At 67.0% G+C, this 15,301-nt stretch carries 6 protein-coding genes; 3 read left to right on the forward strand and 3 right to left on the reverse strand.

What is annotated here, in order from left to right; genetic code table 11:
- Positions 1–82 precede the first annotated feature (82 nt).
- Complete coding sequence (gene putA / locus GZH52_RS09000; protein ID WP_239058073.1) at positions 83–3,679, reverse strand: trifunctional transcriptional regulator/proline dehydrogenase/L-glutamate gamma-semialdehyde dehydrogenase; 3,597 nt, start codon at positions 3,677–3,679, stop codon at positions 83–85.
- A 159-nt stretch (positions 3,680–3,838) separates the two neighbouring features.
- On the opposite strand from putA, the gene GZH52_RS09005 reads away from it, so the two are divergent.
- A complete protein-coding gene (locus GZH52_RS09005; RefSeq protein WP_163316147.1) occupies positions 3,839–4,402 on the forward strand; it encodes a DNA-3-methyladenine glycosylase I in 564 nt (187 codons plus the stop codon).
- A 40-nt stretch (positions 4,403–4,442) separates the two neighbouring features.
- Complete coding sequence (gene ypfJ, locus GZH52_RS09010) at positions 4,443–5,303, forward strand: KPN_02809 family neutral zinc metallopeptidase (protein ID WP_163316148.1); 861 nt, start codon at positions 4,443–4,445, stop codon at positions 5,301–5,303.
- Between the two features lie 57 nt (positions 5,304–5,360).
- Here ypfJ and GZH52_RS09015 read toward each other — a convergent pair whose 3' ends face one another.
- A complete protein-coding gene (locus tag GZH52_RS09015; protein ID WP_163316149.1) occupies positions 5,361–8,210 on the reverse strand; it encodes an adenosylcobalamin-dependent ribonucleoside-diphosphate reductase in 2,850 nt (949 codons plus the stop codon).
- A 496-nt stretch (positions 8,211–8,706) separates the two neighbouring features.
- Here GZH52_RS09015 and GZH52_RS09020 point away from each other — a divergent pair, with 496 nt between their 5' ends.
- Positions 8,707–11,622 carry an ImpA family metalloprotease gene (locus GZH52_RS09020; protein WP_163316150.1) on the forward strand — a complete coding sequence of 972 codons (2,916 nt, stop codon included), beginning with the start codon at positions 8,707–8,709 and terminating at the stop codon, positions 11,620–11,622.
- Positions 11,623–11,941: 319 nt separating this feature from the next.
- Here GZH52_RS09020 and GZH52_RS09025 read toward each other — a convergent pair whose 3' ends face one another.
- Complete coding sequence (locus GZH52_RS09025; protein WP_163316151.1) at positions 11,942–15,235, reverse strand: DUF748 domain-containing protein; 3,294 nt, start codon at positions 15,233–15,235, stop codon at positions 11,942–11,944.
- Positions 15,236–15,301 lie beyond the last annotated feature (66 nt).

The following is a 15,301-nucleotide window of genomic DNA, read 5'->3' on the forward strand; positions in this document are numbered from 1 at the left end:
GCGCGAAGCCTTGTCTCGGCCAGGCTGCCGGCAAACAAAAAGGCGCCCGCTAGGGGCGCCTGCAGAAGGAACGGCTGACAGCTTATTCAGCCAGCGTCATCAGGCTGGCGTTGCCGCCGGCGGCGGTGGTGTTGACCGACAGCGCGCGCTCGGCGACCAGCCGCAGCAGGGTCGAGCGTTCGACGCGCGCCTCGACGAGCGGCACCAGCGCGCCGTCGCGTGCGGCCAGCCGCGTGCGCAGCGCGGCATCGTCCGCCGCCGCAAGCACCATCTCGACCTCGGCCGCGGCCACGTCGTCGCTAAGCGTCACCCACTCGCCCAGTACGCGTGCGATGTCGTCCGCACCGTCGCCGCGGGCCAGCACCGCGCAGTTGCCGCAGGCAAAGGCGAGCATCAGCTGCTCGAGCACCGCCTCGCGGTCGCCGCCGGCGCAGCCGACCGCCCCGCGCGAACGGAAGCTCAGCTCGTTGCGCTCGCCGGTCGGCCCGGGCAGCACCACTTCGACACCCAGCGGCGTCTGCTCGCGCAGCCACGCGGCGCGGGCGCGCAGCGCCCCCAGCGCCTCGGCCGGCGCAAGCGTGGGCAACGCGGCTTCCAGCGTGTCGAGTGCCGGCAACTCGGCCTTCGCAGCAGGCAGGGCCGGCGTCCAGTCGCCGCGGGTCAGGCGGAACAGGTAGAGCGGGCCGCCGGCCTTGGGGCCGGTGCCGGACTTGCCTTCGCCGCCGAAGGGCTGCACGCCGACCACCGCGCCGACGATGTTGCGGTTCACATAGACGTTGCCCGCGCGCACCGCGCCGGTCACCTCGGCGATGGTCTCGTCGATCCGCGTGTGCAGGCCGTGGGTGAGCGCGTAGCCGGTCGCGTTGATTTCCTCGAGCACACGGCCCAAGTCGGCCGCGTCGTAGCGCAGCACGTGCAGCACCGGGCCGAACACCTCGCGCGTCAACAGCGACAGGGTGTCGATCTCGAACATCACCGGCGCGACGAAGGAACCATTCGCGCACGCGTCGGGCAGCGCGAGCGTGTGGCTGTCCCGCGCCCTCGCCTGCATCACGTCGATGTGGCGCATAAGGTTCGCGCGCGCCTCCTCGTCGATCACCGGGCCGACGTCGGTTTCGAGGTGTGCCGGGTCGCCGATGACCATCTCGTCCATCGCGCCCTTGAGCATGGTGACCACCTTGTCGGCGATCTCGTTCTGCAGGTAGAGCACGCGCAGCGCCGAGCAGCGCTGGCCGGCCGAGTCGAACGCCGAGGCGAGCACGTCGTTCACCACCTGCTCGGGCAGCGCCGAGCTGTCGACGACCATCGCGTTCTGGCCGCCGGTCTCGGCGATCAGCACCGGTGCGTCCGGGCGCGCGGCGAGCGTGCGGTTGATCAGCTGGGCGACTTCGGTCGAGCCGGTGAAGATCACGCCCTGGATGCGCGCGTCGCGCACCAGCGCGGCGCCGACGGTCGCGCCGTCGCCCGGCAGCAACTGGAGCACGTCGCGCGGCACGCCGGCCTCGTGCAGCAGGCGTACCGCGTACGCGGCGATCAGGCTGGTCTGCTCGGCCGGCTTGGCCAGCACGGTATTGCCGGCTACCAAGGCGGCCGCCACCTCGCCGACGAAGATCGCCAGCGGGAAGTTCCACGGGCTGATGCACACCACCGGCCCCAGCGCCGGGTGGTGCGCGTTGTCCAGCCGCGCGGCGGCTTCGGCCGCATAGTAGCGGCAGAAGTCGACCGCCTCGCGCACCTCGGCGATCGCGTTGGGCAGCGTCTTGCCCGCCTCGCGCACCGCCAGCATCATCAGCGCAGGCGTATGCGCTTCCATCAGCTCGGCCATCGCGGTAAGGCAGGCGGCGCGCGCCTCGGGTGCCGTCGCCGCCCAGCCAGGCGCCGCAGCGAGCGCCGCGACGAGCGCCTGCTCGACCTCGGCCTCGCCCGCGTCGTGCACCACGCCGACTACGTCGTCCTGCCGCGCCGGGTTGCGCACGAAGCGGGTGGACCCGGTTTCGACGTCGCCATCGGCGAGCATGGGCAGCGCGCGCCACGCCTGCGCCTCGGCGGCCGTAAGGCCCGCGCCCAGCGCGCCCAGCGCGTGTTCGTTGGCAAGGTCGAGCCCGCGCGAATTGACGCGCGGCAGGTAGAGGTCCAGCGGCAAGGCGATGCCGCCGTGCGGGGTGCCGGCCAGTTCGGCCGCCGCAGCGACCGGGTCGGCGACCAGTTCGGCCACCGGCACCGCCTCGTCGACGATGCGGTTGACGAACGACGAGTTCGCGCCGTTCTCGAGCAGGCGGCGCACCAGGTAGGCCAGCAGCGTCTCGTGCGAGCCAACCGGCGCGTAGATGCGGCAGGGCTTGTCAAGCTGCCCCTGGCCGACCACCTGGTCGTACAGCGTCTCGCCCATACCGTGCAGGCACTGGAATTCGTAGTCCTTGCCTGCAGCCAGGTGGTAGACCGCCGACAGCGTGTACGCGTTGTGCGTGGCGAACTGCGGGTAGATCGCGTCCTGCGCCCCGAGCAGCTTCTTCGCGCACGCAAGGTAGGACACGTCGGTGTACACCTTGCGCGTGTACACCGGGAAGCCGCTCGCGCCGTCGACCTGCGCGCGCTTGATCTCGGCGTCCCAGTACGCGCCCTTCACCAGGCGCACCATGAAGCGGTGGCCGGTGCGCCGCGCCAGATCCACCAGGTAATCGATCACGAACGGGCAGCGCTTCTGGTACGCCTGCACGACGATGCCGATACCCTTGAAGCCGGCCAGATCCGGGTCATTCGCCAGCGCCTCAATGAGGTCCAGCGACAACTCGAGGCGGTCGGCCTCTTCCGCGTCGATATTGAGGCCGATGTCGTAGTCGCGCGCCAGCAGGAACAGCCCCTTCAGACGCGGCAGCAATTCGGCCATCACCCGTTCGCGCTGCGCGCGGCTGTAGCGCGGGTGGATCGCCGACAGTTTGACCGAGATGCCCGGCCCCTCGTACACGCCGCGGCCGGCGGACGCCTTGCCGATCGCGTGGATCGCGCCGACGTAGTCGGCGAGGTAACGCTGCGCGTCGGCTTCGGTCAGCGCCGCCTCGCCCAGCATGTCGTAGGAGAAGCGGTAGCCGCGCGCCTCGCGCTCGCGGCCGTTTTCCAGCGCCTCGTCTATGGTCTCACCGGTGACGAACTGGCGGCCCAGCATGCGCATCGCCATGTCGACGCCCTTGCGGATCAGGGGCTCGCCGCCCTTGGCGATCAGCCGCGTCATCGCGGCGCCCAGCCCGCCCGCCGAGTGCGAAGTCACCAGCTTGCCAGTGACCACCAGCCCCCACGCCGCCGCGTTGACGAACAGCGACGACGAGTTACCCAAGTGGCTCTTCCAGTCGCCACGGCCGATCTTGTCGCGGATCAGGCGGTCGGCGGTCGCGCGGTCCGGGATGCGCAGCAGCGCCTCGGCCAGGCACATCAGCGCGATGCCCTCGTCGCTGGAGAGCGAAAACTCGTGCATCAGCGCGTCGACGCCGCTGGCGCGCGTGCGCTCGCGGCGCACTTCGCCGACCAGCCGCGCGGCCATTTGCTGTACCGACTCGACCATCGCCGGCGCCATCGAAGCCTGGGCGAAGAGTCCTTGCACGCATTCGCGTTCGTCGCGGCGCCAGGCGCTGGTGATCGCGTCGCGCAGCGGCGACTGTTCGCGGGCGTAGCTCGGGAAGGGCATGGTGGTTTCCTGTTGAGTGTGTGCAATGCGCTCGTAATTGTATCCAATCGACAATCGCTCGCAATTACTTTGACATATCACGTCGCATTTACCCGTGCAGCTGTCGCGCACCGGCAACATCAGCCTCAGCATAGAATGCCAGCCAAGGAGGAAACGACGATGGAACACCTACGCTGCCCCTGGTGCGGGAGCGATCCGCTGTACACCGCCTACCACGACCATGAGTGGGGCCGCCCCGTGCACGACGACACCCGCCTCTTCGAGATGCTGCTGCTCGAGGGCGCGCAGGCCGGCCTTGCTTGGATCACCGTCCTCAGGAAGCGCGACGCCTACCGGCAGGCCTTTCATGGCTTTGACCCGGCGCGCGTCGCGGCGATGGACGACGCGGAGCTGGAAGCCCTGCGGCAAAACCCGGGCATCGTGCGCAACCGGCTGAAGATCGCAAGCGCACGGCGCAACGCGCGCGTCTTCGTGCAGATGCAGGCCGAACACAGCAGCTTCGCGCGCTGGCTGTGGGCGCACGTCGACGGCCAGCCCATCGTCAACCGCCCGCTCACCATGGACGACGTGCCCGCGAGCACGCCGCTCTCCGATACGGTCAGCCGGGAACTCAAGAAGGCCGGCATGAATTTCGTCGGCAGCACCATCGTCTACGCCTACCTGCAGGCGGTCGGCGTGGTCAATGACCACCTGGCAAGCTGCCCGTGCGCCGACCTTGCCTGAGCAGTGACAGCCGCTAGCCTGAGAGCCAGGAGGTGGTGTCATGCAATGGAAGGATCGTCGCGCCAGCGACAACGTGGAAGACCGCCGGGGGCTTGGCCGAGCGCCGAGGCTGGGCGGCAGGATAGGCATCGGCACCATCGTGATCGCGCTTGTCGCGTGGTGGCTGTTCGACGTCAACCCGCTGGCCGTGCTGGACCTCGCCGGCAGCGGCGCGCCGGCGACGGAACAGCAGGTGCCGGCACAGGCGCCGCCAGCGAAAGATGAGCAGGCGCGCTTCGCGTCGGTGATCCTCGCCGACACCGAAGACATCTGGCAAAAACAGTTTGCCGACGCCGGGCAGACTTACCGCGCGCCGCTGCTGGTGCTGTTTGCCGGCAGCACACCGACCGCCTGTGGCGAAGGCCAGTCGGCGATGGGCCCGTTCTATTGCCCGCTCGATGGCAAGGTCTACCTCGATCTCGACTTCTTCCGCACCCTGCACGAGGAACTGGGCGCACCGGGCGACTTCGCGCAGGCCTACGTGATCGCGCACGAGGTCGGCCACCATGTGCAGAACCTGCTCGGCGTGTCGGAAAAGGTGCGCGCGCTGCGCTCGCGGATGGACGAGGCCGGCGCCAACGCGCTGTCGGTTCGCCAGGAGTTGCAGGCCGACTGCCTGGCCGGCGTGTGGGCGCACCACGCAGGCGGCGCACGCAGCATGCTGGAGACGGGCGACCTCGAGGAAGGCCTGAACGCGGCCGCGCGCATCGGCGACGACACCCTGCAGCGCTCGGCCGGCCGCGCGGTGGTACCCGACAGCTTCACCCACGGCACAAGCGAACAGCGGGTGCGCTGGTTTAGCCGCGGTTTTGACAGCGGCGACATGCGCGGCTGCGACACCTTCGCCGCCAAGACGCTGTAGGCCAAACGCAAAAAACCCCGCGACGCTTCGCGGGGTTTCTTTTGGGGGAGTCTGCGCTTAGCCGCAGGCGCCGACGTGGCCGCAGGCGGTGCAGAACTCGCAGCCGTCCTTCTTGATCAGCGCGTGGTTGCCGCACTCCGGGCACTTCTTGCCGGCCAGGGGCTGCACCGACACGTTGGACTCCCCCTCGAACAGGTCGGCCTGCTCGGGAACCATCACGCCCATCTCCTCGACCGGCACGCCCTCTTCGGTGAGGATACCGAGCATCGCGTAGCGGTGGATCAGCAGGCGTGCGATATACGCGACGGTCGACGGCCAGCTCTGCGACTTGTCGAGGCCCGGGATGCGCGCGAAGAAGTCGCCCTGCGGCTCGGCGTAGGTCAAGAGCTTACGCAGCTTCATGCCGATCCACGCCGGGTCGATCACGCGCATGTCGAGGCTGAGCATCTTGCACAGGCCGTCGAGCTCGCTCGGGTAGCTGCCCGCCAGCCACATCGAGAACGGGCGGCGCTGGCCGTTGGGTAGCACCAGCTCCTTCACGAACAGCACGAAGTCGTCTTCGGTCTGCGGGTTCACCACGTCGACCGACCAGCTCATGGTGCCGTCGGTGCCCGACTTGGGCTCCTTCTTGGCAAACAGCGCGTCGACCACCGGGGTCGTCTCGCCCGCTTCCACTTCCAGCGCGCCCAGCTGGCTCACGCGGTGCATCACCACCTGCCCAAGCGCGGCGGCGGCGCTGGTCGCGTAGACGGTCTTCTCGCCCAGCTCGAAGGCGTAGCGCTTGTCGCCGCCGGTCTTGGCCAGCGCCTCGAGCTTGCTCTTGAGCCACGCGCGGTCACGGCAGCGCATGTCCATCGACAGCGTCTTGGCGATCGCAGAGAGGCCGCGCTGCTCTTCGGTGGCGTTGACCCAGCACTCGAACGGCGTGCTGCGGCCGTTCTCGACGTGGCCGACCACCACCGCGAAGTCGCCGGCGTCGCCCTCGACCATATAGGTCCACGACGGGTTGCCTTCCTTCATCTTCGGGCGGTTCGGCCACTTGAGCGAGGCGAGCGCCGGGCTCGGCGCGGTGTTCAGCGTGATGCGGCGGTCCGGGTCGCCGTCCTGGCTGCCCGACAGGTCTTGCGGTGCGGCCGAGGTCGGCTCGACCGACAGCACCGAACCGATCACGCTGTTCGGGCGGTAGGTGGTGATGCCCTTCAGGCCGGCGCGCCACGCTTCGAGGTACAGGCTCTCGAAGTCGGCGAACGGGTAGTCGACCGGCACGTTGACGGTCTTGGAGATCGCGGTGTCGATGAAGGGCGCGACTGCAGCGACCATGTTCATGTGGTCGAGCGCGCTCATGCTCATCGCCGAGACGAAGTACTCGGGCAGCTTGTCGGTGTCGCCACCCATCATCCGCCACACGCGGTAGGCATGGTCCTCGACCAGGTACTCCTGCGTGCCGCCGTCGGCCATGCGCTTCTTGCGGGTATAGAACCACGAGAACGGCGGCTCGATGCCGTTGGACGCGTTGTCGGCGAACGCGAGCGAAATGGTGCCGGTCGGCGCGATCGACAACAGGTGCGAGTTGCGGATGCCGTGCTTCTTGATGCGCGCCTTGATCGCCTCGGGCAGGCGGCTCGCGCAGTGCGGCTCGGCCAGGTACTTGTCGGCGTCAAACAGCGGGAACGCCCCCTTCTCGATCGCGAGGTCGACCGACGCGTCGTACGCGGCGTCGCGCATCGCCTCGGAAATCTTGGCCGCGAAACGGCGGCCTTCCTCGCTGTCGTAGCGCAGCTTCAGCATGATCAGCGCATCCCCCAGGCCGGTGAAGCCCAAGCCGACGCGGCGCTTGTTCTGCGCCTCGCGCTCCTGCTCCTTGAGCGGCCACACGGTCAGGTCGAGCACGTTGTCGAGCATGCGCACCGACATGCGCACCACCTTCTCGAAGGCCTTGAAGTCGAACGAGGGCTTGTCGCCGAAGGGCTGGCGCACGTACTTGCACAGGTTGACCGAACCCAGATCACAGCAGCCGTAGTCGGGCAGCGGCTGCTCGCCGCACGGGTTGGTCGACTCGATCACCTCGCAGTAAGAGAGGTTGTTGTCGCGGTTGATCTTCGACATGAAGAGCACGCCCGGCTCGGCGTGGTCGTAGGTCGAGACCATGATCTGGTGCCACAAGTCGCGCGCACGCACGGTGCGGTACACCCAGCGGCCGTCGTCGCGGCGGTAGCTGTCCGGGAAGGCATCGGACGCCGGCTCGACCTCGTGGGTCAACACCCACTCGCCGTCGGCTTCGACCGCCTGCATGAATTCGTCGGAGACGCCGACCGAGATGTTGAAATTGCGCAGGTCGCCCTGGTCCTTGGCGTGGATGAAGTCCTCCACGTCCGGATGGCTGACGTCGAGCACACCCATCTGCGCGCCGCGGCGCGCGCCGGCGGACTCGACGGTCTCGCAGCTGCGGTCGAACACACGCATGTACGACACCGGGCCGGACGCGCGGCTGTTGGTGCCCTTGACGCGGGCACCCTTCGGACGGATGCGGCTGAAGTTGTAGCCGACGCCGCCACCGCGTCGCATGGTCTCGGCCGCCTGCAACAGCGCCTCGTAGATGCCGACCTTGCCGCCTTGCGGCTCGGACACCGAGTCGGCGACCGGCTGCACGAAGCAGTTAATCAGCGTCGCCTTGAGGTCGGTACCGGCGGCGGAGTTGATGCGGCCGCCCGGGATGAAGCCGTTGTCGAGGGCCTCGAAGAACAGCGGTTCGAAACGGGACGGGTCCTTTTCCAGCTGGGCCAGCGCGCGCGCGACGCGGTGGCGCACCTCGGCGACCGATTGCTCGCCCGCCTTGGCGTACTTCTCGAGCAGCACTTCACGCGAGATGTCCTGTTCAGCCATCAAGGCCACGTTTTCCTGTTTCACGCTGTCATCTCCCTGTTTGTTACAAAACCAATATATATGCGAGGCAAGCGCGCATGGTACACAAAATGTAGTCGACCCACCACATTGACACGCGCGCCTTTTTGCGCCTTTCCAGCGCGGGCCGTCCAAGGCCGCCGCAACGCTTGAAGGGCGCGCAGTCTCGCGCAGCACGGCGCAACTGGCAAGGGAAAACCCGGTGGAAATCTTGTGGAAAAAAAGCCAGCCCGCCTCTGGAAGGACTGGGGCGTTGCGTGCACGCATCAACTGGCAGCCGCTCCCCGCCTCCCCGTCCCCGCCTGCGCCCAAAACAATTGGAACCTACCGGATCACGCTCATCCACAAGTCGAATACTAATACCTGTTTTGTTTATGACAAACGGCTTATTTTATATATTTCTGAATGTAGAATAGGTACACTACAGTATCTTTTATTGCATGATTGCTCTTGCTGAACATCACTTTTGCCCCCGCCAATGGGTTGCCCTCCGGGCTTGAACATGGAACCGGAGACGCGGTTGAAAACCATAAAAAAAGGAAATCAAATGAAAACTTCGAGAATACCTGTGTTGTTTTTGGTCTCTTGGGCACTCGCAGGCTGCCTGGGCAGCGGCGGCGGCGGCGGCGAAGCAGGGAACACGCAAACCAACCCAACCACGCCTGACTCCCGGCCTGAAAACGGCGGGGAAATCCCTCCCCTTCCATATGACCCCACGCCCATTGAACAGGCCTTGCACACGGGTGACGCGTCCGCGCTGACAGACGCGGATGCCCGCGACTTGCTGGAAGCCGCCCAAGCCGTTGCCATCGCCAGCAAGGCGTCGGCTCCCAGGATCGCTGACATTGTCCCTGACCTGCCGCCACAACCATTCAATGTCACCGGAAGCAGCCACACGCTGAAGCTGAACAGCATCCGTAGCAGCGTCCCGCTGCTGCTCACCGCTGACAACAGAACACTGGTCGCGGCCTCCGTCATCGGCAAAGGCCGTGCCATCAGCTATGGCCCCGACCTGATCCCCCGGATCAATGGCGACACCAGCCACCCTGCCTACAACTTCGCCAAGAGCACGACCGCCTGGCTGCTGACCGGCAATAAAAACACCTTCCCCTCCACCGTCAGATACGCCGTGGGCGGCAAGGCCAACGCCAAGAACAACCCCAATGCGCTTCCCGCGCTGCTGCAGGCCGCCGGCGCCACGCCAACGCTCATCAATTGCGACATCCTGGTCGAAAACAGCTGCTGGCAGGATGCCGACCTGATGGTGGTCTACCAGACTTCAACCGACGATGCAGCGGCAGGCACGCAAACCGCGAAATATCTCGCGGCAGGCAAACCGGTGCTGTACATCAGCGACCTCGTCAGGCACAGCGGCTTCAATTACAACGTCAACGCCGCACTCAACCTGACCGCAGGGGGACGCCTGCCGGGAACGGACGAAAAGCCGGTCGGGCTGTTGACGCCCGCACAGATCGCGGCCGCACACGATGAAACCAACAAGATCAGCAAACGCATCGAGCTGGTGGAAACCCTGCTGAACAAGGAAGACCTGGCCGCGCCGGCCGACTGGACCGAACACATCGACCTGATCGATTTCATTGCACGCGAATACAAGGGCGAGCAGTTCGGGCAACCTTGGACCAATATGAACCGCCAGAAGGATGCCTACCAAAACCTGTTCACGATGGGCAGCGACTACGACTTCCACAAATATCTGGTGCTGTGGGCCGACCTGTACCGGCGCGACCACGCCGTCTACGACAACTCCGTGTCGTACAACAAGGGCAAGCCGATCAGCTTCCTGCGACAGATGGCCTCGGATACCTGGACCCACGCGGTCCGTTCGGTCGCCCTGGCGCCCAGGACGTTGGGCCAGTGGATGCCGGCTGCTTCGAAAGATCTGCCCGTCTCGAACACACCGGAAGAAATCACCGTCACCATCCCGAACCAGGCCATGGGCAGCACCCTGATCGGCCGGATGGCCGTGCCGGGCAAGGCACTGACGATCGAGGTCGTCGACGACGACGGAGTTGGCGAACTACTGTTGCGTACCGGTTTTATCCGGCGCTATCCGGAACCCATGCCGGGAAAAGGCACAGAAATGGGTGTTTACCATGCCCCGCGCCTGCCGGGCGACCACCACACGCTGTTGGATAAAACCCAGCCCAATGTGCGCAATTATTCGATGGGCGGTCCGCTTGTACTGATGTTCCGCGGCAACCCGCAGGGCGACCGCGTGGTCAAGCTCAGAATCACCGGCACGGCCAAGTATGGCCACTGGGACTATACCCAGCCCATGAGCGAGGCGGAAAAACAGCTCGCAATGGAGGCCGTCAAATCAGGTATGGGCGGTTGGCTCACCACCAAGTTCGTCGCCGGCGAACTGCAGCAGGCACCGATGCGGGTGGGCAAGGTGGAATCGGTGGAAGAAGTCGACCAGTGGGCCTACGAAATGCGCAAGTGGGTTTTCCAGTTTAACCATGAGGTACACGGTTACCACAACACCCCTCTGACGCCCAAGCAGGCGGAACTGTGCACGCAGTTTGGCTGGGACTGCACCAGTCGCGCATATCATGGGGCGCCGGGCGTACAGCATTTCGTCGGCTGGTGGGCACTGTGTGGCTATGCCTGCTCCGGCAACCCGTCCGACGTGAATGGCAAGACCAAGCCCGAATGGGCATCCCTGCACGAGCTGGGCCACAACACCGTGACCGCCATGGAAACCATGTACACCTGCGGCACCGAGTGCAACAACAACCTGGTTGCCTCCCTCAGTTGGATGGGAGCGTATGCCGACTCCGGCGGCAGAGTCGGCAGTAAAAACGAACGCCTCAGGCACTGGAAGCTTTATGAGTACTTGGCCGGCGCGCGTGCAACAGGCAAAACGGATGAGGCGCTGCGTGCGGATGTCTATGACCGCATCTGGGCTCAGGGCGACACGTCTGTAAAACTGGCGGTCTCCGTGCAGATAGCAACCCTCTACACCAAGGAGCGGCTGGGCATGACGCATCCAAGTGCTGACAAGCTCAGAGAATTCATGGGTCTGGTCAATAAGGGCTGGCGCCTCAAGGAAAAGACCTGGGACGGTACCAACAAGCAGTTGTTCGCCATGGGCGCTTATGCAAACAAGAACGACATCAGCAATGAAGACGGCTTCTACGTGCTGTCGTCCAAGGTGATCGGCAAGGATTTGCGCAAGGTGTTCCAGATGTATGGCTTCAAGCTCGACCAGCGGGCGCTCGACTCTGTAGCTGCACTGGGCTTGCCTGTTCAGGACGAAGTGTTCTACGCGCTGCCGCAGGAAGGGTGCAACCGCCTGCACGAAGGCAAATGGCTAGACCTCAACGGCAAGACCCCCGCCTACCCGACCTGGCACTGTGTAGACAATCCGCAAGTCAGCTGTACGCTAACACCATAAGCTGCACATAAGTCCCCCTGCAGGGCCAGACCTGTTCACCGGCCTGGCCCTGCATCCCAGCGACGCCCCAATGACCGGCCAACATCCAGCGATCGCAACGATTCAAATCCTCGTAAGCATCGCCCCCCTCCACGTGCCGGCATGACAGGCTTACAGCAGCGAGACGCAGACAAGTCCAATGAACTTGCCGGGCGACAACAATCGTCTGCGATCTGGATGCCGAACACTTCAAACAACCCGATCATTTGAAAAAACTGACAAACCAGCCACTGCCCTCGCCGTCAGGCTTTCGGGCGGCAGCAGCCTTGTTGCGCACGCGTCAGCCGGCCGCTGGCGCGCTCGCCTCTGGGGCAGGCGACGCCACGCGGCCGGCCGTAAGCACCAGCGGCACGCCGTCCGCGTCGGCGCTGACACCCTTGGCAGGGGCGAGCGTCACCCGGCTCGCCAGCGACGGGTCGGCCTCCAGCAGCGCGGCGCGGGCGGCGCGCGCGCGCGCGTCGGCCAGCGCCGTGAGCGAGGCGTCGTCGACGCGCTCGGCGGCGACCATCTCGTCAAGCAAGGTGCGGTAGCGCGCGTCGTCGTCCGGCAGCTCGACGATGCGCCTTAACAGCGCGACGCGGCCTATCTTGTCCGCGTACACCGACTTGATCGCCGCGCGCTGCGCCGCATCGGACAGGTCCGGCACCGGCAAGGGCTCGCCCGCGGGCGGCGCGAAACCCGCCGCGGTGAGCACCGCGCGGTCGACACGCGCACGCGCAAGCGCCACGCGGTCGGCCTTGGCGTCGAAGCCGCCGCCGATGGCCACCGTCAACTGGCTGCGCCGCTCAAGCAGCTTCGCCAGCGTCGCGAGCTTCTCGCGCTCGGGCGGCGTCAGCGCCGCCTCGCCGGGCACCACATACACCTCGTCGAAACCCTCGCCGCCCATCAGCGCAGCGAGCGCCCTAAACGGCGCGGTCGCCACCTTGACGATCACGTTGCGCACCGCCTGCCACACCAAGTGTCCGTAGCTGAACTTGGGGTCGTCCAGGCTGCCGGTCACCGGCAGGTCGAGGTCGATCACGCCATCGGCGTCCTCGAGCAGGGCTACCGCCAGCTTCAACGGCAAGCGGGTACCCTGGTAGTCCGGGATCTCCTTGCCGAGCTTCAGGGACTTGATGACCACCCGGTTGTCGGCGGTGAGCTTGCGCTTGTCGATCCGGTAGCCCAGGTCGACCGACAAGCGCCCGTCGTCGACCCGCCAGCCGGCGAAGTTCATCGAGTAGGGGTTGAGGCTGCCGACCGGGATATTGCGGAACGCGAGCTGCATGTCGAGGTCGTCGGTCACGGCGAAGGGCTGCAGGCGGCCGCGGATGCGCACGTCGCCGTATTCGTCGACGTCGCCGTCAAACGACACGGTCGCGCGCCGCCCGGGCGTGCTCGACAGGCCGAGCACGCTGCCGGAGAGATCATGGATGCGGGTGCCGAACACCGGCTGCATGCCCAGGTCGGCGAACTCGAGCGCGCCGCCGCTCACCTGCAGCGTGCGCAGGTTGAAGCGGTAGGCGTCTCCCTTGCCCGCCGGCGGCCTTGCTGCGCTATCCGGGCGGCCGGCGAAAAGCTTCTCGACATTGCTGCGGCGCTCCTTGTCGAGGATGAAGCGCGCGGTGGGCCGCGTGAGCCGCGCGCGCACAATGCTGACGCCTTGCGCGTCGGCACTGACCCCCTGCACGCCAAGGCGCTGCCACGCCAACAGCGGCTGGCGCTGGCCCGCTTCGAGCACCCGCAGGGTGTCGATACTGCCCGCGCCGCTCACCTGCCAGCGCGCGCCGTTTAGCCGCGCGTCGAGGTCGGCCGACACGCTGCCCGCGGCGAGCGTCAGCGGCGTGCCCGCGAGCGCGTACGGCGCGAAGGGCGGCAGCGGCAGCGCGTCGCCGCGCACGCGGGCCTGCATTGCCTCGCCGGCCAGGCGGCCGTCGACCGACAGCCGCCCTCGCCCTGCGCGCGCGTCGATGCGCGCGGCGACGCCGTCACCGTCGGGCGCCGCCTGTCCCGCGATATCGGTCAGCTCGAACACCACCGGCCGCGCGACGCTGTCGTCCTGCCAGCGCACCCGGCTGTCCTGTAGCGTGACGGACGGATAGCCAAGCTGCCACGCCGGCCCCGTCGCCTTACCGGATTTCGGGGCCGGGCTGGCCGTCTCGAACACCCGTCCGGCCTCAAGCTGGCCACCACGCAGACGGCGTACGCGCGCGTCCAGCCCGGAAAGCTCGAGCGTCGAGAGCGAGGCGCGCGCCTTGGCACCGTCGACCCGCCCGCCGGCAAGGTTCGCCTCGGTGATCGTCAGCACCGGCTCGGCGCCCTCGCTGCCTATGCTTAACGCGCGAATTTGCCCGCCCGCCTCGTCGAGCGTGAAGTCGCCGCCCCTGTCCAGCCGGAAGCGGGCCGTGAGTTCCGGCGCGCTCGCGTTCACCTGCAAGGGCTGCACGAAACTGCGGTCGGTCAGCGCGTAATGGGTGTCGGCGAGCCGGATTTTCTGCAGCGCTACTTGCCAGCCGTTTTTGGCCTGCGGCTTGCCGGCCTCGGCCGCCTCGCGTGCGGGAAGGGCCGCGAGCCAGTCGATCAGCCCGTCCTGCCTTCGCATGCCCGCCAGGCGCAGCCCGTCGCCGCTGATCGTCGCGAAGCTGAGCGTACGCGCGGCCAGGTCCAGCGTGCCGCCCGTGAGCGCGAGCCGGCCAAGCGCCAGTTCACTGCGGGTTTCGGGTGCCGAGAGTTGCCAGTTGTCGAACGACACCGCCAGCGCCGAGAGCATAAGCTCAGGCGCGTCCTTCTCCAGCGAAAAGCGGTAAGCGGTGCTCGCCGACACGCTGCCCGCCGGGGGCGCGGCCAGGCGCAGGTGCGGCGCAAGCCACGGCCAGAACGACGCGGCCTTGAGCGCCGTGAGCGACAACGTGCCTTGCAGCTTGAGCGGAGAGAGCCCGCCACCGCCTTGCCAGGCAAGACGCGCGCCGTCCGGCAGCCGCGCGGCGAGCGAAACGCGGCCGTCGGCGCTTTCGGTCGACAAGTCACGTACGGCAAGGCTCAACCCTTGCGCGTCGAATTCGCGCAGGCTGCCCTGACGGTCGATCAGGCGCACCCGCCCGTCCGCTACCGAAGCGTCGTCAACCGTCAGCCGCAAGGGCTCTTTAGCCGCATCAGGCGGCGCTGCCGGGCTCGCCACCTGGGCGAACCGCGCCCAGTTCCATTGCCCGTCAGCCGCGCGCTCGAGCGTGAGCGTAGGCGAAGCCAGCGTGAGTTCGGCCAGATCGACACGGCCGGTGACAAGCGGCCAGAACGCGACGCGCACCCGCGCCCGCTCGCCGGCGACAAGTTCCGCGCCGCCCGCGTCGGCGAGCCGGTAGGGACCTATGGACGCCGCGAGCGCCCACGGTTCGATTTCAACCTCGCCTAAGGCGAGCGTATAGCCGCGCGCCTGCGCCCACTGGCCCGCCTCGCGCGCGGCCCAGCCTGGCGCGAGCCAGCGCGCGGCGGCCGCGAACAACAGCAGCACCAGCAACAAGGCCAGTGCGCCCTGCCCCAGACGGCGCCAGGGACGGCGGGAGGAAGATGGCGCGTGCTGCGGGTCGGGTGCGGTCATCGCGGAGGCTCCGGCGAGTGGTTCATGACAAAGTTACAACAACGGCACACAAAGAAGTACGATGGA

Origin of the sequence: Crenobacter caeni, from assembly GCF_010435965.1 — a bacterium.
GTDB classification, from domain to species: Bacteria; Pseudomonadota; Gammaproteobacteria; order Burkholderiales; family Chromobacteriaceae; genus Craterilacuibacter; species Craterilacuibacter caeni.